Origin of the sequence: Brenneria populi (assembly GCF_036016195.1) — a bacterium.
Lineage (GTDB): Bacteria > Pseudomonadota > Gammaproteobacteria > Enterobacterales > Enterobacteriaceae > Brenneria > Brenneria populi.
Window position 1 is genome coordinate 90,205 of the sequence record NZ_JAYWTM010000022.1, and the last position, 18,793, is coordinate 108,997.

The following is an 18,793-nucleotide window of genomic DNA, read 5'->3' on the forward strand; positions in this document are numbered from 1 at the left end:
ATTCTAATATTTAGTGCGCATAAAAGCGGCGGTTAAGCGCATGTTTGCTGATAAATAACCTGGAAAGCCGCAGATATGATGATTTTTTTTAATAAATGGGGGCGGTTTTGTCTGAAGTGCGCGGTGTTTATGGTTGCGTGGCATTGAATAATGGCGCTCAGCGAGCGCCATGCCGGCGTGCTAATTAGCCCTGCTCAAGCAGCAGCGGCGGGTAGTGATGAACCTGACGCATACTCACCAGATCTTTACGCCGTACCGGGTTGGTCGGCGCCGGGCTGCCGGCTAACGAGGCGGTATCGATGGTCAGCGTCGCGATGCCTTCATCCTGCCAGAGCACCTGTTCATGCCGGGGAAAAGTGAAGGTTTCCGGCCCGAATATCCCGCTGTATCCGCCGCGCCGATGGCGCTCATCCACGCTGTTGGCGAAGGCCAGGTAGAGATTGTTTTCGCCGGCGCGGGTGCGCAGTAAGTGCCAGTGAAGAGGATCGGCGCCCGCCGGAATCGGGTAATTCTGGGGTACCTGGCTGCCGGCGTGGCCGCTGACGAAACCGCCGTCGAGCGCGGCGGAGCACGCCACGATGTCGCAGCCCATCAGCGTAAGAATACGCGCCGACTCGGGAAACAGGGCGTCATTGCCCAGCAGCAGACCGATACGGCCCACCGGCGTATCGAAGGCCCGCCACTGCTCGCCGGCGCTCGCCCATGATCGATAGGCCTGGGGCAGATGCATCTGGCGATAGCAACCGATCATGCCTTCCGGCCCCAGCAGCACCTGGGTGTTGTAGTAACTCTCTCCCTGTTTTTCCGCCATGCCGAACGCCAGATAAACCCGCAACCTCATGGCGAGCCGCGTCAATGAGCGCAGCGCGGGCGCGTCCAGCGTCTGGGCGCTGGTTTCGGGCGCGTCGCGGCCCGTCAGCGCCAGCTCAGGGAACACCACCAGTTCGCTATGCCGCTGGCAGACCGCCTCCCGCGTTAGCGTCTCGATGCGGCTCAGGTTGTCTTCAAGCCGATCGCCCGGAGAGAACTGGCAGACGCTGATACGGCTCTGTTTGCCCGCCGGCAAGGGATGGCGGCCGTACAGGCCGAAGAAATCCGCGGGGTTCCACAAAAAGCTGTCGCTGAGCAACGCATGGTAAGCCTGCGGGCGCCGCTGGGCGAACACCGGTTCGCCCAATACCCGGCGCCGGCGGCTGAGCCGGACGTCAATCTCGCCGTAGGCGATGCCGTCTCCGCTATCCACGACGTCAATCAGCGCACCGTCCGGAGCGATGATCGTACTGCCGCCGCTGAACTGCACGCCGCGCTCCAGTCCCCAGCGGTTGCTCTCCAGCAGATAGCAGCCGTTTTCCATCGCTCGGCTGATCCAGTAGGGCGCGGGCGTGCGTTCCGCCAGCCAGTTGCTGATATGGCAGATGATATCCGCGCCCGCCAGCGCCAGCAGCCGGGCGGTTTCGGGGAAATGGATATCCATGCAGATCAGCATGCCGATCTTGCCAAGCGGCGTATCAAATACCTGATGCCCGACGTCTCCCGCCGCCGCCCATTTGGGTTCGGAAATGTATGAGTGGCTTTTGCGGTGACGGCCGATCACGCCCTGCGGGCCGATCAGCAGCGCGCTGTTGTAATAGAGTTGCGTGGCGGAGTCGACTTCCGGCATGCCCAGCACGATATAACACTGATGGCGCCGCGCCAGTTCGGCAAAGCGCGCGGCGGTTGCGCCAGGCACGGTTTCCACCTGGGAGGCGATCTCCTGTCGGTCGTACCAGCAGTAGCCGGTCGTCGCCATCTCCGGCGTGGTGATGAGCTTAGCGCCCCGGCGGGCCGCCTGTTCCACCAGATCCAGCAGACGGGCGATATTGGCGTCTTTGGCGAACATCGTCGGTTCAAACTGAACGGCGGCTGCGAGAAACGGAGCTGTTGACATGATGAATCCTCACTGACGGTTAATAGCGCCGCGCGCCGACAACGCCGGCGCCGCAGCATGAAAAAGAGTCTCCCGAGGCGTTAACGCCGATCGGTTAAGCCGCGGGATACAGGGGCGACCACTGGGGTGAGGCGTTCCTACGGGGGCCTCTCCGCGTTTTCCCTAAAAACGGGCTTAGGCGACCGGCACTTCCCCTGGGGGCTCGGCTGTTTTGTTGCGCGACGTGAAAAAATTTATCCCGAAAGTTTTTTGACCGGCGCGGTTAGGGAAAACACATCATTGGCCTGAATCAGTACGCTGGACATCTCTTCCACCGTGATGCGCTTATCCATCGCCTGATGGCGCAGGATTTCGTAGGCCCGCTCCTCGCTGATGCCGTGCATGCGCATCAGGATGGCTTTGGCTTCGCTGACCTGGCGGATCCCCAGCATTTTTTTCTCCAGCCGCTCGATACGTTCCGCCATGCGCTGGCGCTGCTGGCGGTGGTGCAGCGCGACGACCATCGAAGAGAGCAGGCCGGAGGCGCGGATCGGGGTGGTGATCGTGGCGCCGGCGCCCATGCTCAACGCCTGATCGATAAAGGTCGGGTTTTCATAGGCGATGATCGAGATCAGCGCATGCCGGGCGTGATCCAGCCAGGGAACATCCGGCTCCGGCCGATCCGACTGCGGCGCAAAGAAAATCAGATCGGTGTCCGCGGGAAGCCGTTCCGGGATCGGCCAGAACGCCTTGACTTTGAACCCCATACGCCGCAGGTGGCGGGTCAGCGTTTCGCCATCTTCATCGTCGGGATGCAGCACCACGCAGCGAATCCCCCGGCTGAGGAGCAGCGCGGTGGTGCTGTTTTGGGAGTCGTTACGGCGCATTGGGATACTCCACTTTCGTCAGTTTGGTGACCCAGTCCCCCTGAACCTGGTTGGTCATATAGGGGTCGGGCGCCACGATGCGGCGGGACTCGCGCACAACGGTGAATTGCCCGGCGCCGTTGGCCTTGCCGATGCGCGGATAAAGCCCGGTATGCTGGTTTAGCGGATCGATCCTGATACGCCCCTGCGGCGCATTGAACTCGCTGCCTCGCAGCGCGGATGACAGCAACGGAACGGCGTCGGTGCCGCATTCCCGCAGCGCGTTGGCGAACAGATGCACCTGGCTGTAAGTCGCTTCCCAGTTCATATCGGTGGTCAGGTCCGAGCCGAACATCTGCTGAAATTTATCCAGCGCGGCCAGATTCGCCTGGGTGCGCAGGCTCTGAAAATAGGGCGAGGAGGTAAAATGCCCGACCGCCAGTTCGGCGCCCATCTGCGCGATTTCGGTTTCCGAGGTATTCAGGCTGCCGATCGGCATCCGTTCGGGATCAAGCCCCACCTCATGGTAAGCGCGATAGAGATAGGGAACGGTCTGGCCGATGACCGTGCTGAAGATAAAATCCGGCTGTTTCTTGCGGATCTCTTCCAGCACCGGCAAAAAGGCTTCGTAGGGCGCGTTGAGATCGAGATAGCGTTCGCCGATCACCGCGCCGTCGTCCCGCTGCAGCAACAGCTCCTGCATATTGCGGTTGCATTCGTAAGGAAAGACGTAGCGGGAGCCGATCATATAGACCCGCGCGCCGAAATGGCTGGTGAGATAATCTTCCAACTGGACGCAGTTCTGGTTGGGCGCCGCACCGCCGTAAAAGATGTTTTCAGAGAATTCGAACCCTTCATAAAGTTGAGAGTAGAACAGCAGCCGCTGGTATTTTTCCACGATGGGCGACATGGCTTTGCGGCTGCTGGAGGTATAGCCGCCGAAGATCGCATTCACATGATGTTCGACGATCAACTGTTCCGCCAGCGTCCGAAAACGCGCATTGTCGGAGCGCGGATCGAGATGAACGGCCTGCAGCGGACGGCCGTTAACGCCGCCCTCTTGGTTGATCTCGGCGATCGCCAGGATCGCGCCGCGCAGTTGGGATTGCTCCTGCGCGGCGGTAACGCCGCTGGACGAGTAGAGTAAACCGATATTGATTGGTGTGGCCGACCCCATATTGACTCGCTTAATGTTGGTGACAGAATTTACCCCGGCGTCCCTGCGCCGGGATCGCCGGCGTCATTAATGCGCCAGCAGCGTTTTGTTGAGCATGGCGCCGACGGTGTATTTCGGGTCTACCATATTGCCTAGCCGGACTTTTCCGCACTGGCTCAGCAGCATATAGGCGTCCCACTGTTCGAAACCAAAATCCTCCACCAGCCAGTAGATCAGATCCCGGTAGGCAATGCGCGTGGCGTCCTCCAACGGTCGGGCGCTGCCGATACTCATGATGGCGCTGTCGTTTTCCATACGCGGCCAGTTGATTTGCCAGTTTTTGATCAGATCCACCTTGATGGTGGTGACCGACGGATATTCCACCGCCGTTCCGCAGATTTCGCCGTCGCCCTGGCAGGCGTGGGCATCGCCGATAAACAGCCGTCCGCCCGGCGAGCGTACCGGCAGATAGGTGATGCTGCCGGGGCCGATATCGGGCACGTCCATGTTGCCGCCGTGATTATCCGGCGTCAGCGAGTTGATGGAGTCGATCTCCGGCGATACGCTCAGGGTGCCGATGTGCGGTTTGTAAGGCAGCGTGTGGCGCCGGCTCCAGTAGACCTTTTCGCCGTCCAGCTTGATTCGGCGCACTTTTTCCGGCAGGGGATCGTTGAGCATCGCCGTCAGATCGGTGCCGGTCAATCCGCCAAAGTGCGGGATCATGGCGCAAATGCCATGCGGATCGTCGCCTCTGGGCAGCATGGATTCGATATATACCGCCAATACGTCGCCTTTTTCCGCGCCGTTGACCATAATCGGACCATTCTGCGGATTGAGGAACGGCATTTTCAGCAATTGGCTGGGAATGTCCTGTTCGGACTGAATGGCGCCTTCAAAGGCGTCGCGGGTTTCGACGATCACCCGGTCGCCCGGATCTATCGTCAATACGGGGGTGGAATAGGGACCGATGGTATAGTGAAACTCTTTCTGCAGCTCTTCGGTCAGATGATGCGTAATCGGCTGACGCCGCGCTCCCACTCCGCGCTTGGTCATGATGGACTCTTCCAGCCACGTTTTCATTGCGTACTCCTCCGAGAAAAATGCTATCGGCCGTCGCTGCGGCACGGGTCAAGGTCACAGCGCCAGATGGCGGCGCATCAACAGATCGTCAGAAAGCTGCCGCTGGTCCAGGGTGTCGACCACTCGCCCTTTATCCATGACGCAGCAGCGTTGGGCGGCCCGCTGGATCATAGCGATATCCTGTTCGACCAGAATAACGGCGACTCGCAGCTCGCGGGCGATGCGCGCCAGCGTGTCGGCGATGACGTTGACGATGGAAGGCTGTACGCCTTCCGACGGTTCATCCAACAGTAAAACTTTCGGTGAGCCGACCAGCGCTCTGGCGATGGCCAGTTGCTGTTGCTCGCCGCCGCTCATGGTGCCCGCTTTTTGCTTCAGCCGTTGGCGCAGGATCGGGAAGTAATCCAACACTCGCTCCAGCAGTTCGCCGGCGAACTCCCGATGTTCGCGCACAAACTGCATGCCGACCTGCAGGTTTTCCGCCACGGTCAGGCCGGAGAACACTTCGCGCCCTTGCGGCACATAGCCGATGCCTAACCGGGCGCGGCGCTGCGGCGTGGCGTGAGTGATCTCCGTCTCTCCCAGCAGGATATGGCCCTGGCTGACGGGAACGATCCCAATCAGTGAACGCATCAGCGTGGTTTTCCCCACGCCATTACGGCCGATCAGCCCCAGCACTTCCGCCGTATGCAGTTGGAATGTGGCGCCGTTGAGCACCTGGCCGCCGCCATAGCCGCCGGTAACGCCATTGACCTGCATAAGTACGTCATCATTCATCCGGCTTTCCCCAAATAGATATCCGCTACATCATCCCGGGCCAGCACCGCCTCGGCCTCGCCGTCGGCGAATACCTGCCCCCCGTGTAATACCGTCACGCGCGAGGCGATCTGACGGACGAAGGTCATATCGTGCTCTACCACCATCAGCGTCAGGCCGTCGCGGCGCATCTGTTTTATCAATTCGCCGGTCAGATAGGTCTCCTCCACCGATAGCCCGGCCACCGGCTCGTCGAGCATCAGCAGCTCCGGTTGCAGCGAAACCGCCATGGCGATTTCCAGCCACTGTTTTTTCCCGTGCGACAGATTGCCGGCCAGCTGGCGATATTCTCCGCTCAGGTTGAAACGGTGCAGCAGCTCATCGATACTCGCCGGCCGGTGACGGACTTCCGGCCGCAGATGGCGCAGGGAGAGTTGCAAATGCTGTTCGACGCTCAGATCGGGAAAAATGCCGGGGATCTGAAATTTGATGCTCATCCCCATGCGAATGCGTTGAAACGGCGACAGTGAATTGAGACGCTGGCCGAAAAAGCGGATCTCGCCGCTGCTTGGGGAATGTTCGCCGGTCAGCAGTTTGAAAAAGGTGCTTTTGCCCGCGCCGTTGGGGCCGATGACGCAGCGGACTTCTCCGCGGCGGATGCGCATATCGACTCGATCGATGACCTGCGCGCCGCCGAAGCGTTTGCCCAGCCCGCGCGTTTCCAGAATGATCTCCTGCGTCATCGGGAGTCCTCCGCGTTGCGGCCGGACGGCAGCATCCGGCGCGCTGCCGCGCCCAGCCAGGGCAGAATGCCGTTAGGGGCGGCGATCACGACAAACAGCAGGATGGCGCCGAGCAGGATCATGGCGTACTCGCTGCCGTAAACTGCCAGCCATTGGGACAGCCAGACCAGCAGGGCGGTCATGACGATGGTGCCGAAGATATTTTTGCGTCCGGCGGTGGCGACCCAGATAACCGGCATCGCGGCGGCGGTAAGCCCCATGGATGACGGGGTGATATAGGATCCCCACAGGGTATAGAGCACGCCGGACAGCCCGGACAGCACGCCGCCCAGCGTGAAAATCAGCAGCTGATAGCGGCGGATATCGATACCCAGCATTTCCGCCCGCCGCGGATTTTCACGAATGGAGGCCAGCGTCAGGCCGAAGCCGGAGCGTAATAAACGCCGGACGCCCCAGTAGGACAGCGCCAGCAGTACGATAATCAGGTAATAAAAGGCGTTGCCTCCCAGCGCCAGCAATTCGCCATCCAGACCGGGCAGTGAAAGCGGCGGCATGCCGGACATCCCGTTGAATCCGTTTAGCCGGGCGTCGCCGATAGTCCACTGCGGCCCGGCTGTCTGCGACATAAAGGTTTCCAGCACCAGGGTAAAAGAGAGGGTGACGATGCCGATAAAAATGCCGGTGACGCCGCCGTAAAACATCATGTAGCCGAGCGCCGCGGCGACGGCCCCCGCGATCAGCAGCGCCAGCAAAAATCCCGACCAGGTGGACAGCACGCCGGCGCCGAAATTCAGCGTAAACACGCCATAGGCATAACCCGCCAGGCCGAAAAAGGCCGTCTGGCCGAAGGAGAGGATCCCGCCGTGGCCCCACATGGCGGCCAGCCCGATGGCGCAGAAGGTCCACAGCAGGAAGTAGGCGAAATCGCCGATCGTCGCGCTATCGACGCCCAGCGGCAGCAACAGGGCGCATAGCAGGATCGCTCCCGCGGACCAGGGCGCGATCCGGCGTTTCCCGGCGCGGGCCGGCGATAAGTTGATGGATGAGAGGGTCACTGTCGGCTCCTAGCGGTTACGGGTAAACAGGCTGCCGACCCCGTTCGGCAGCAGACGGATGACCAGCATGGCGGTAACCAGCAGGCCGATTTGCCCGGCCAGTTGGCCGTACCAGGCGTTGAGTCCGGTTTGGATTGCTCCCAGGGTCATGGCGGCGGGAATTGTGCCGACCAGCACATTGGCGCCGCCAACCACCACGGAAACAAAAGCCTGCACGATAAAACTGCTGCCCATGGTGGGCACGGCGGTGAGCGTCGGGGCGTAGAGCGCGCCTGCCAGTCCGGCGAGCCCGGCGCCCAGCGCGAAGGTCTGGGTATAGAGACGGTCGGTTTCCAGACCCAGACAGGCGGCCATACGGGCATTCTGGATGGTGGCGCGGGCGCAAACGCCGTAATTGGTGTGAAAGAACAGCCAGTACAGCAGCAGCAGGATGGCGATGGCGAACAGCGGCAATAGCGCCCGGTAGGTGGCGAAAGAGTAGCCGCCCAGGGTGAAGGAGCCGAAAGGCGTGGATAACCCCTCCAGCGACGGTCCGGCCAACAGCAGCATACTTTGCTGCACGATCAGGCTGATCGCCCAGGTCGCCACCACCGAATCATACAGGCGATGGTAAAGGCGGCGCACCACCAGCCGCTCGATCACGCCGCCGGCGAACGCGGCGGCCAGTGAACCGGCCAGCATCGCCAATGGCAGCGGCAGGCCGGACTTGTTCAGTGAGATGGTGACGTAGGCGCCGCACATGATGAATTCGCCATGGGCCAGATTGATTACCCCCATCATGCCGAAGATCACCGCCAGACCCAGCGCGGCCAGCACCAGATAGGCAAAGTTGTCTCCGAACTGATAAATCACTGAATAAAGAAAGGAGAGCATCTACTTATCATCCTTAGTGTCCCGCGCGACACCCGTCAGAAGGGATAATGTCAGGGAAACGCCCGTGTGGCCGGCGCTTCCCCGGCCGTAAACCGCCAGGTTATGCCTTGGGCGGGTTAGAGGGCGTGTACTGGCTGGTGTCCGGCTTCGCCGGCAGATTACAGCCCGCCTCGCCTAACCAGTAAGGTTTGATGTCCGGCCAGACTTTGGGGATTTCGACGGAGTGATCTTCTTTCACATGGGCCAGATAAATGGTGTGGCTCAGGTGGTGGCTTTTGGGGTCGATACAGACTTTGCCGGACGGACCGTCGGTACAGATATCGCCGCTTTCCAGCGCCTTGCGCACCGCGACCTTATCGGTGCCGTTGGCGCGCTCGACCGCCAGTTTGTACAGGTAAACGGCGTCGTAGGCGTTGGCCGCTTCCTGATTGATATAGGGTTCATTCGGGAATTTGGCGCGGAAACGTTGCTTAAAGTCATTACTGGCCGGCGTATCCACCTCTTCCATGTAATTCGCGGTAATGTACATATCTTTCAACGCGGGAGCTTTAAAGCGTTTATGCTCGTAAGCCTGAGCCACGTTGACGGAACTGGCCATCGGCAGGTTGAGTTTCGCCGCCGCCTGTTGCTCGTAATAGGACGACTGGTTGGCGCCGACCAGTAGGGTCATGACAAAATCAGGTTTGGCGCGCTGAATATTCTGAATGGTTTGCCCGAACTGGGAGACGCTGAGGGGAATGAACTCCTCGCCGACCATGGCGCCGCCGTTTTCTTCGACGATTTTACGCACCCATTCCGCTGAAATCTGGCCGAAGTTATAGTCGGCGGCAATGGTGTAAACCTTTTTGCCGTATTTCTCCATCATCCAGGGAATCAGCGTGGAGAACTGCTGTTCAGGCACCGCGCCGGTCACGAAAACATGGGTGTCGCATACTCCGCCTTCATACTGATTGTTGTACCAGTAGAGCTGTTTTTCCCGATCCATGATCGGACGAATGGCCTCGCGCGAGGCGCTGGAGAACGCGCCGAAAATCACGTCTACCTTATCGGTTCTGATTAACCGGCGGGCCATCTGTTGAAAACGGGTATTGTCGGATTGCGTATCATATTTTACCAACTCGACCGGACGCCCAAGAATACCGCCTTTCGCATTGATTTCTTCAATCGCTAATTCGGTGGCATGGATCTTGGGAATAACGGGCAGAGCGAAATTACCGGAAGCATCTTCCAATAATCCGATTTTTATTGGTTTATCCGCGGCGGACGCCATACCTGAAAAGCTTACGGCGCATGCGCAGGCGATGGCAAGTGTCAGAGCGGCGTAATTACCTGTTGTTCTGGACATAAATACCTCTGGCGTTGGTCTGGAAAGAAGCCAAAAAAAAGAGCCCTGCATAGTCCGAAGACCTTGCATGGGCTCTATTGCCTTCACCACAAACCGACGTCATTGGCGGTCTTGCGGAGAGTTAACGTCAATATAAAAAGTAAAATGAAGCGCTGTCAATGACTAATTTCTTAATATAAATCATATAGTAAAAACATATTGCCGCGCACCGTTATTGACCGCTCCCGCACAATTTTCGTGCACTGGGATATAGAGTGTGCGATATATTGCTAACGTCTGGTTATTTATAAATTATTACCGTTTCTTCGCTTTCTCCGGCGCGCTTAATAATAAAAAGAGACGGTGATTGTTAATGAAATGCCCTGGATAAGGGATAAGAAAATTTTTAATTCAGCATAAAATAACCGCGTTATTGGAAGGCGAAGTGCGCGCTATATGGAGCAAAATGATAAATAAACATCGTGGCCAACGACATTCGCAATGCCCGCCGTCCTTCTGTTAAGAAATGTAAATCCATGAAAATGGGTATTTATCTTATAGTGGCGCGGAATAAACCCCCGTATATCTTCGCTATCCGCAATAGCGGCAAGGGAGGAGTCATCCTATGTTTAGGCCACTGTTAGTGAGTTCTCTGTTAGTCGGGATGCTGGCGATGGCGCCCGCGGCGGAAGCCGATGGCATCAGCATCGATCTGATGCCCGGCGTTACCTTGAATATCGGCGATCGCGACCGGCGCGGTTACTATTGGGACGGTTATGATTGGCGCAGCGAACGCTGGTGGCGGGAGTATCGGGGGCATCACCGCGGCGCGCGCAACCGGCATGGCTACTATTGGGACGGCTGGCGCTGGCGTGATGTCGGCTGGTGGCGCGAATATAACCGCGGCCCGCGCCATTTCGATCGCGGTCCGCGCGACTTTGATGACCGTCATGCGCGCGGGGATTTTCGCCGCGGACCGGGATGGGACGACAGACGCGGGCCGGGACCAGGACCAGGCTGGGACGACAGACGCGGACCGCGCCGTGACCGCGATTAGCGGGCGGAGAGCGCCCAAGGGCGGCCGGCGACGGCCGCTGTTATGTCCGCCGGCTATTTACCCTGTCGCAGATCGAGACGGTAAACCGCGAACCCCTCAGCGTCAGTCCCGACGGATACCATCGGATATTGGGCTTTTTCTTTGATAAACGCGGCCGCTTTTTCTGATGGCGAGGTGGCGAAACGAATATCCAGCGGCGTATCGCTCGCGATGGGCGCCAGCCGCCAGTTATTATCCGCCTGCGGTCGCACTTCTCCGGCTTTTTGCGTTTGCGCGCTGATATAGGCGGCCAGCACGGCGCGGTTTTCATCCGGCGCGGCAAAGGCGATATGTTTTTCCCCGGTGCCGGCAAACTTTTCGCCATAGGCGCGATAGTTATTGGTCGCAATGAGGAAGGTCGCGTCGGGGTCGATAGCCTTGCCCTTGAAGGTCAGATTCTTGATGCGGCGCGCGTCGCCGTTGATTAAGGCGCATTCGCCGTCATAGCGCGCGGGCTGAGTGACGTCGATCTGGTAGTTTACGCCGTCGATAACATCAAAGTTATAGGTGCGAAAGCCGTCCCAATTGAGCAATTCCTGGGGCTTACTGTCGTGGATATCAATTTGCCTGAACTGGCCCGCTGAACACTCCAGCCACTCCCGCACCTCCGCGCCGTTCGCTTTAACCACCACCAGCGTGTTGGGGTAGAGGTAAAGATCCGCCGCGTTACGGAAGGTTAGCCGCCCCTTTTCCACCTCGACATAGCTGGCCGGATCGTTTTTGCGCCCGCCGGCTTTAAAGGGCGCGGCGGCGGACAGTACCGGCAGGCCGGCGAGATCGGGATCGCCCTGGATAAAGCGTTCAACATAAGCGCGCTGGGCGTTGTTGACGATCTGCACGGTCGGATCGTCCTGAATCAGCGCCAGATAGCTGTACATATTATCGGCGGATTCGCCGATGGGTTTGCTGACGAAATCACGGGTGTTGCGGTGCGCTTCGGACAGCACGCCGACTAGGTCCGGGTCTTCCGGCGCCAGCGATTTTTTCTGCGCTTTATCGTAGATCGGCCAGGCTTGCGCCGTGGCCTTCTCGACGCGCCACGCGCCGCCGTCGTTATTCAGCGTGAAATCGACGACGCCGAGATGGTCGCCCCACTGGCCCGGCATCACGGCCGGAATGCCGTTGAGCGTGCCTTGAGCGATATCGGCGCCCTGGATCGCGATGAAATCACGGCTGGGGAAGACGGCATGGGCGTGGCCGAACAGGATGGCGTCAATGCCCGGAATCTGGCTGAGGTAGTAGACGGAGTTTTCCGCCATGGCTTTATAAGGTTCGGCGGAGAGGCCGGAGTGGGGAATCGCGATCACCAGGTCGGCTCCCTGCCTGCGGATTTCCGGCACCCACTTTTTGGCGCTCGCGGTAATGTCTTCAACCGTGACTTTGCCCGCCAGATTGGCTTTATCCCACACCAGAATCTGCGGCGGAACAAAACCGACATAGCCGATGCGCAGCGTATGGGGCTTGCCTTCGCGGTCGACGACCGTCTTATCTTCTATCAGGTAGGGGGTAAACAGCGGCTTACCGGTTTTGGCATCCAGTACGTTGGCGTTCACATAGGGGAATTTGGCGCCGGCCAGCGCCTTGCGCAGATAATCCAGGCCGTAGTTAAACTCATGGTTGCCGATGTTGCCGACGGAGTAGTCAAGCGTATTGAGAGCCTGATAGACGGGGTGAACCTCGCCCTCCTGCAACCCCTTGGCCGCCATGTAATCTCCCAATGGGCTGCCCTGGATGATGTCGCCGTTATCGACCAGCACGCTGTTCGCTGCCTGCGCGCGGGCCGCGTGAATCAGGCTGGCGGTGCGAACCAGCCCGAATTTATTGGTCGGCGTGTCCTTGTAATAATCAAAATCCATCATGTTGCTATGCAAATCGGTGGTTTCCAGCACCCGTAGATCAACGGTTGCGGCGTGAACGCTTGCGGCGACGAGCGCAGCAAGCAGGCTTAATGCCAGCGAATGCTTCATTAATGTGAACTCCTTTACGGCGGTTATCGGGGTTATATCTCATATAATGATGAATCTATGGTTAAGCATCACCGTGAAATGTGAGACTGTTCATAAAATGGCGGCGGCAATCGTTGTGCGTTTCACTGTTGTATAATGATAGACAGCCGCAGCGTAACGACGATGGCGCGTTTCACGGCATAACCGGTAACGATGAGGTAGACAATGCTAGAACATATTTGCCAGCTGGCCCGCGATGCGGGGGATGCCATCATGGCGGTTTATGAGGGGCGTCAGCCGCTCGAAGTGGCCCATAAGCAGGACGATTCACCGGTGACGGCCGCCGATCTGGCCGCTCATCGGGTGATAAAAAACGGGTTGGCGGCGGCATTCCCGGAGATTCCGTTGCTGTCTGAAGAAGATCCTCCGCAGTGGTCGGAACGCCGGCGCTGGCAACGCTATTGGCTGGTCGATCCGCTGGACGGCACCAAAGAGTTTCTTAGCCGGAACGGCGAGTTTACGGTGAATATCGCGTTGATCGACAACGGTCAGGCGGTGCTGGGCGTGGTCTATGTGCCGGTTACGGGCGTGATGTATTCCGCCGCGGAGGGCAAAGCCTGGAAAGAGGATGAAGATGGGCGGCGGCAAATCACCGTTCGGGATGCGCGTCCCCCGCTGGTCGTGGTGAGCCGCTCGCATGGCGATAAAGAGCTGAAAGATTATCTGGCTCAGCTGGGCGAGCACCATACGGTGGCGATCGGATCGTCGCTGAAGTTTTGTCTGGTGGCGGAGGGGAAAGCCCAGCTTTATCCGCGGTTCGGACCCACCAACATCTGGGACACGGCCGCCGGACACGCGGTAGCCGCGGCCGCCGGCGCGCAGATTCATGACTGGCAGGGGCGGCCGCTGACCTATACGCCGCGCGAGTCGTTTCTCAACCCCGGTTTTCGCGTATCGCTGTTCTGATTTCCCCGGTTTCGCTTCCCGCCGGACACGCAGCAGGAGCCGCCTGCTGCGCTTCGCCCCTTTCTGCGTAATACGCGCTTTCTCTTTATTCGACGCGGCGCAAAGCGCGTCGGCTGTCGTCGTTTTGTCATATGCGTCCCGTAGATTAGCGTCCTGCCACGCGGGGATGATGCCGTTGACAAAGCGCACGAATTCCTCATTTTTGAATATTTACACTGATTGTGTGGAAAATATTTAAATACCGTTCTGTAAAAGTGTGTAAAAGCAGTCAATACTACTGTGCAGGGCGGAACTAAATACCGTTTAATAGAACTAATAATCTGCATCCATTATTTCATACGCGAGTCCTTAACCGCGTTGGTCAGAGGAAGAGCGTAAAACAATAAGATGGGAGGAGAGTAAAACGATGAGGATCTTCGAACGTTACAATCCTATGAAGGTCGCAAAGTATGTGAAAACACTCTTTCGCGGGCGGCTGTATATTAAAGGCGTCGGTGCTTTTGAATTTGATTACGGCAAGATTTTATTGCCCAAGACGAAAGATAAACAGCATTTGCTGGTGATGTCTGAAGTGAACCGTCAGGTTATCAGATTACAGGCCGAGATGGGCTGAGGATAAGCCCCTCGCGGTTTGCGGCGGGGCCGGTCAAGGCTGCCGCCGCCAACGATAACGGCCCGTCAACAGTCTGACCCAAAGGGTTAGTTTGCTGACAAACCCATCTGTCAGAGCGAGATACACGGGGCGACCACCGGGGTGAAGCGTCCCTACGGGAAGCTCCCCCGGTGTTTCCCCTAAAAACAGGCTTACGTGACCAGTATTCGACCGAAAGGGTTAGTTTTTCTCCTCGGCATTCGGCGCGCCGGTGGCGGTTTTTTCCTCCAAACGGGTAACCAGCAGCTGATCGATTTTATAGCTATCGATATCCACCACTTCGAATTTGAAGCCGGAAAAGCGCACGGAGTCGGTCCGTTTGGGAATTTTGCGCAGGGTATACATCATAAATCCGCCGATGGTTTCATAGTTGCCCGCATGGGGGAAATCATCGATGCACAGCGCGCGCATCACGTCCTCGATCGGCGTTCCCCCCTCGATCAGCCAGGAGTTTTCATCGCGGGCGACAATCTGCTCCTCCAGCCCCTGGCCGACTAAATCGCCCATTAGGGTGGTCATGACGTCGTTAAGGGTGATAATCCCCACCACCAGCGCATATTCGTTCAGAATAACGGCGAAGTCTTCCCCGGCGGTTTTAAAACTTTCCAGTGCTTCAGACAGCGTCAGGGTATCCGGTACGATCAGCGCGGGGCGAATCTGGACGCCGCTGTGCAGCTCAAGGCTCTGGTTGCCCAGCACCCGGTTCAGCAGATCTTTTGAGTCGACGTAGCCGACGACCTGATCGATATGGCCGTCGCAAACCAGGAATTTAGAGTGCGGCTGCTGGGCGATTTTTTCTTTGATTTGCGCTTCGTCTTCATGCAGATCGAAAAACACCACGCTTTCGCGCGACGTCATGGAGGACGGCACCGTCCGCGACTCCAGCTCAAAGACGTTTTCGATCAGCTCATGTTCCTGTTTGCGCAGCACGCCCGCCAGCGCCCCTGCCTCCACCACGGCGTAAATATCGTCGGAGGTGATGTCGTCCTTACGCACCATCGGCAGTTTAAGCAGCCGGAAAATAACGTTGGCCAATCCGTTAAACAGCCAGACCAGCGGACGGAAGATAAACAAGCAGAAGCGCATAGGATTGATAATGCGGATGGCGACGGCCTCGGGGGCAATCATGCCAATGCGTTTCGGGGTGAGATCGCCAAATAAAATAAACAGGCTGGTTACCAGGACGAACGAGCAGATAAAGCTGACTCTGTCGGCCGATTCCGGCGACATGAACTGTTCAAACAGCAGGGAAAAAGTGGGGGAAAACGCGGCATCGCCGATAATACCGGCCAGAATGGCGACGGCATTGACGCCGATTTGGATCACGGTAAAGAAGATACCGGGGGTTTCCTGAAATTTTAATACCAAATCGGCATTAAGGTTTCCCTCATCCGCCATCTGTTTAAGTTTTAATTTACGCGACGCGGCTAACGAAATCTCGGATAGCGCAAAAAACGCACTGATGGCGATAAGGGCAATAATAATCAATAGACTGTTTAACATAATGTTTTCGCTTTGACCCAGAAAGGGGGAAAGGTCATCCTCGGAAAGGCAAATTATCTCAAATAACGCATAGAAAACGCTTAACAGAGCCGGTTGGTTACCAGCCCTGATTTTTAATAGCGCTTCATTATAACAGGAGTGACGAAATTACCGCCAGACTTCAGCGCCGAGGGGGCAGACAAACGCCGATACCGCCCAGCCCGCAGTAACCCTGCGGGTTTTTATGCAGGTATTGCTGGTGTTCATCTTCGGCATAATAGAACGGACCGGCGGGAACGATTTCCGTGCTGATGGTTCGGTTATCGCCGCTCTCTTTCATCGCCTGCTGAAAATGCCGGCGGCTCTCCTGCGCCGCATTTTCCTGTTCGGGCGTGAGCGTATAAATCGCGGAGCGATATTGGGTGCCGATATCGCCGCCCTGGCGCATGCCCTGTGCCGGATCGTGGTTTTCCCAGAAAAGCTGCAACAGCCGGCTGTAGCCGATCGTTTCAGGATCGAACACCACGCGCACCGCTTCCGCGTGGCCGGTTTGTCCGGTGCAAACTTCACGGTAGGTGGGGTTGGGGGTGTAGCCGCCGGTATAGCCCGCCGCCGTGCTGTAGACGCCGGGCTGTTGCCAGAAAAGGCGCTCGACTCCCCAAAAACAGCCCATGGCGAACAGCGCCACCTCCATATTGTCCGGCACGTGGGTCATGGAGTGTTCGCTAACGGCATGCAACCTGGCGACCGGCATCGGCGTTATGCGGCCGGGCAACGCGTCTGATTGCTTAATCCGCTGCATTTTATCGATGTTATCTATCACGTTATTTGCTCCCGGCGTTACCCATTGACGTTCTTCTTTTCCGCAGCATAACTGAAGAAGTCATGCTCTGTCTTTATAACCCATATGTGGTTAATGTTATATATTCGCTTGCGACGAGGCATTTTAAAATTTACCGGTTAAAATATATATCTAAAGGAAAATATTGGTATTTCCTGCTAACGTTCGGGCTAATGGCGTTTGCCGATATAATGCGGTATGAAAACGATATTATAGATTTGATGTGACAGAATAAAAAGGTTGTCAGGGAGCTAAGTGACTATTTTCTCAGGACAAAAAAACAGCCGTTTGGGCTTCCGCGCGCCATATCGCCGTATTTGGGGATTGCTGTGCGTACTCTTATTTCCTTCCGCAGGTTTCGCCGCCAATGTGCGTTTACAGGTCGTTGGATTGGACGGCGCGCTGCAAAAGAATGTGCGGGCGCGTTTATCCACGATTGCCGCCGATGAAGTGAATGCCGATGGCCGTTTCCGCTCGCGCGTCGATGATGCGATACGTCAGGGGTTACGCGCCCTGGGGTATTACGATCCGCGTATCGATTTTGAATTTCGCCCCGCGGTCAACGGCGGACGTCCCGTGCTGATTGCCACCGTGACGCCCGGCGAACCGGTAAAAATAGCCGACGTGAATATTGTGCTGCGCGGCGGAGCCCGCGACGACCAGGAGTATCGGCAACTGGTGAAGAAGGATACGCCCGATGTCGGCAGCGTGCTTAATCATGGCGATTACGACAGTTTCAAAAATTCGCTCAATAGCCTGTCGCTGCGTAAAGGGTATTTCGACGCCCGCTTTTTGCAGAGCCGGCTAGGGGTGATGGAAGAGGAGCGAAAAGCGTTCTGGGATATCGATTTTGACAGCGGCGAACGTTACCGCTTCGGCGAGGTGAAATTCGAGGGATCGCAAATCCGCGAGGAGTATTTGCGCAATCTGGTGCCGTTTCATACCGGCGACGCCTACAGCAGCGAAGCGCTGGGCGAGTTTAACCGGCGTCTGTCGGCCACCGGATGGTTTAACTCGGTGGTGGTCTCCCCTGATTTCACGCAGTCGAAAGCAACCAAAACCCTGCCGCTGGAAGCGGTCATCAGCCCCCGTACCCGCAACCGCATCGAAACCGGGGTAGGGTATGCGACGGACGTGGGGCCGCGTTTTAAAACCACCTGGAATAAACCCTGGATCAACAGCTACGGGCACAGCCTGGAGAGCAGCATCAGCGTATCCGCGCCGGAGCAGAGTCTCGATCTGAGCTATAAAATCCCGGTACTGAAGAACCCGTTGGAGCAGTATTATCTGCTGCAGGGCGGATTCAAACGCGAAGATCTCAACGATACCCAGTCCGACTCCACCACGCTGAACGTCGCACGTTACTGGGATCTCTCCAGCGGCTGGCAGCGGGCCATCAATCTGCGCTGGAGCCTCGACCACTTTACCCAGGGCAGCGTGACGGATACCACCATGCTGATCTATCCCGGCGTGAGCATTAGCCGTACCCGTCAGCGCGGCGGCCTGATGCCGGTATGGGGCGATACGCAACGCTACTCCATCGATGTTTCGGACACGCTGTGGGGCTCGGATATCGACTTCGCCGTTTTACAGGCGCAGAACGTCTGGATCAGAACGCTGGCGGAGAAACACCGCTTTGTGGCGCGCGGCAATCTGGGCTGGATCGAAACCAATAATTTTTCGCGCGTGCCTCCTTCCTTACGCTTCTTCGCCGGGGGTGATCGCAGTATTCGCGGCTATAAGTACAAATCCATATCGCCGCGGGACAGCGACGATAAATTGACCGGCGCATCCAAGCTGGCGACCGGGTCGCTGGAGTATCAATACAACGTGACGGGAAAATGGTGGGGCGCGGTTTTCGTGGATTCGGGCGAGGCCGTCAACGATATCAAACAGAGCGACTTTAAGACCGGCGCGGGTATCGGCGTCCGCTGGTCGTCTCCCATCGGTCCGGTGAAATTTGACCTTGCGACGCCGGTCGGCGATCCGGAAAAACACGGCGTGCAGTTCTATATCGCTTTGGGGCCTGAATTATGAGTCTGATGAATAAA

At 57.8% G+C, this 18,793-nt stretch carries 16 protein-coding genes; 4 read left to right on the plus strand and 12 right to left on the minus strand.

All coding sequences use genetic code 11. The annotated features are described in order from the left end of the window. Positions 1 to 184: 184 nt before the first annotated feature. The 9 genes from VSX58_RS17750 to VSX58_RS17790 form a co-directional block, all read right to left on the minus strand. Positions 185 to 1,927 carry a nitrilase-related carbon-nitrogen hydrolase gene (locus VSX58_RS17750; protein ID WP_327619256.1) on the minus strand — a complete coding sequence of 581 codons (1,743 nt, stop codon included), beginning with the start codon at positions 1,925 to 1,927 and terminating at the stop codon, positions 185 to 187. A 233-nt stretch (positions 1,928 to 2,160) separates the two neighbouring features. After that, on the minus strand, positions 2,161 to 2,793 hold the full coding sequence (locus VSX58_RS17755; protein WP_327615435.1) for an ANTAR domain-containing response regulator: 633 nt from the start codon (positions 2,791 to 2,793) through the stop codon (positions 2,161 to 2,163). After that, on the minus strand, positions 2,783 to 3,949 hold the full coding sequence (locus VSX58_RS17760; RefSeq protein ID WP_327619257.1) for a transporter substrate-binding domain-containing protein: 1,167 nt from the start codon (positions 3,947 to 3,949) through the stop codon (positions 2,783 to 2,785). The genes VSX58_RS17755 and VSX58_RS17760 overlap by 11 nt, the downstream gene beginning before the upstream one ends. A gap of 66 nt (positions 3,950 to 4,015) precedes the next feature. Further along, positions 4,016 to 5,008, minus strand: a complete 993-nt coding sequence (locus tag VSX58_RS17765; protein WP_327619258.1) for an acetamidase/formamidase family protein — start codon at positions 5,006 to 5,008, stop codon at positions 4,016 to 4,018. A gap of 54 nt (positions 5,009 to 5,062) precedes the next feature. Then, positions 5,063 to 5,785, minus strand: coding sequence for an ABC transporter ATP-binding protein (locus tag VSX58_RS17770; RefSeq protein WP_327619259.1), 723 nt, complete (start codon positions 5,783 to 5,785; stop codon positions 5,063 to 5,065). Continuing rightward, positions 5,782 to 6,507, minus strand: a complete 726-nt coding sequence (locus tag VSX58_RS17775) for an ABC transporter ATP-binding protein (RefSeq protein ID WP_327619260.1) — start codon at positions 6,505 to 6,507, stop codon at positions 5,782 to 5,784. The genes VSX58_RS17770 and VSX58_RS17775 overlap by 4 nt, the downstream gene beginning before the upstream one ends. Beyond that, a complete protein-coding gene (locus tag VSX58_RS17780) occupies positions 6,504 to 7,562 on the minus strand; it encodes a branched-chain amino acid ABC transporter permease (RefSeq protein WP_407654889.1) in 1,059 nt (352 codons plus the stop codon). The genes VSX58_RS17775 and VSX58_RS17780 overlap by 4 nt, the downstream gene beginning before the upstream one ends. Positions 7,563 to 7,571: 9 nt before the next feature. Continuing rightward, the gene (locus tag VSX58_RS17785) at positions 7,572 to 8,435 is read right to left on the minus strand and encodes an ABC transporter permease subunit (RefSeq protein ID WP_327619261.1); all 864 of its coding nucleotides are present in this window, start codon (positions 8,433 to 8,435) and stop codon (positions 7,572 to 7,574) included. Between the two features lie 100 nt (positions 8,436 to 8,535). Beyond that, positions 8,536 to 9,705: an urea ABC transporter substrate-binding protein gene (locus tag VSX58_RS17790; protein WP_327619304.1), complete on the minus strand. Its 1,170-nt coding sequence runs from the start codon at positions 9,703 to 9,705 to the stop codon at positions 8,536 to 8,538. A gap of 679 nt (positions 9,706 to 10,384) precedes the next feature. Here VSX58_RS17790 and VSX58_RS17795 point away from each other — a divergent pair. After that, on the plus strand, positions 10,385 to 10,816 hold the full coding sequence (locus VSX58_RS17795) for a DUF2502 domain-containing protein (RefSeq protein WP_327619262.1): 432 nt from the start codon (positions 10,385 to 10,387) through the stop codon (positions 10,814 to 10,816). A 53-nt stretch (positions 10,817 to 10,869) separates the two neighbouring features. Here VSX58_RS17795 and VSX58_RS17800 read toward each other — a convergent pair whose 3' ends face one another. Next, on the minus strand, positions 10,870 to 12,822 hold the full coding sequence (locus VSX58_RS17800; RefSeq protein ID WP_327619263.1) for a bifunctional 2',3'-cyclic-nucleotide 2'-phosphodiesterase/3'-nucleotidase: 1,953 nt from the start codon (positions 12,820 to 12,822) through the stop codon (positions 10,870 to 10,872). Between the two features lie 204 nt (positions 12,823 to 13,026). Here VSX58_RS17800 and cysQ point away from each other — a divergent pair, with 204 nt between their 5' ends. Together cysQ and VSX58_RS17810 are read left to right on the plus strand one after the other, a co-directional pair. Continuing rightward, positions 13,027 to 13,767 carry a 3'(2'),5'-bisphosphate nucleotidase CysQ gene (gene cysQ, locus VSX58_RS17805; RefSeq protein WP_327619264.1) on the plus strand — a complete coding sequence of 247 codons (741 nt, stop codon included), beginning with the start codon at positions 13,027 to 13,029 and terminating at the stop codon, positions 13,765 to 13,767. Positions 13,768 to 14,173: 406 nt separating this feature from the next. Further along, entirely contained in the window at positions 14,174 to 14,380 is a 207-nt protein-coding gene (locus tag VSX58_RS17810; protein WP_327615444.1) for a DUF1107 domain-containing protein, read from the plus strand. Between the two features lie 219 nt (positions 14,381 to 14,599). Here VSX58_RS17810 and VSX58_RS17815 read toward each other — a convergent pair whose 3' ends face one another. After that, positions 14,600 to 15,922 carry a hemolysin family protein gene (locus tag VSX58_RS17815; RefSeq protein WP_327619265.1) on the minus strand — a complete coding sequence of 441 codons (1,323 nt, stop codon included), beginning with the start codon at positions 15,920 to 15,922 and terminating at the stop codon, positions 14,600 to 14,602. A gap of 160 nt (positions 15,923 to 16,082) precedes the next feature. After that, positions 16,083 to 16,721 (minus strand): peptide-methionine (S)-S-oxide reductase MsrA, encoded by a 639-nt coding sequence (msrA, locus tag VSX58_RS17820; protein WP_327619305.1) that lies wholly within the window; start codon positions 16,719 to 16,721, stop codon positions 16,083 to 16,085. A gap of 336 nt (positions 16,722 to 17,057) precedes the next feature. Here msrA and tamA point away from each other — a divergent pair, with 336 nt between their 5' ends. After that, a complete protein-coding gene (tamA, locus tag VSX58_RS17825) occupies positions 17,058 to 18,779 on the plus strand; it encodes an autotransporter assembly complex protein TamA (protein WP_327619306.1) in 1,722 nt (573 codons plus the stop codon). The last annotated feature ends 14 nt before the right edge of the window (positions 18,780 to 18,793 follow it).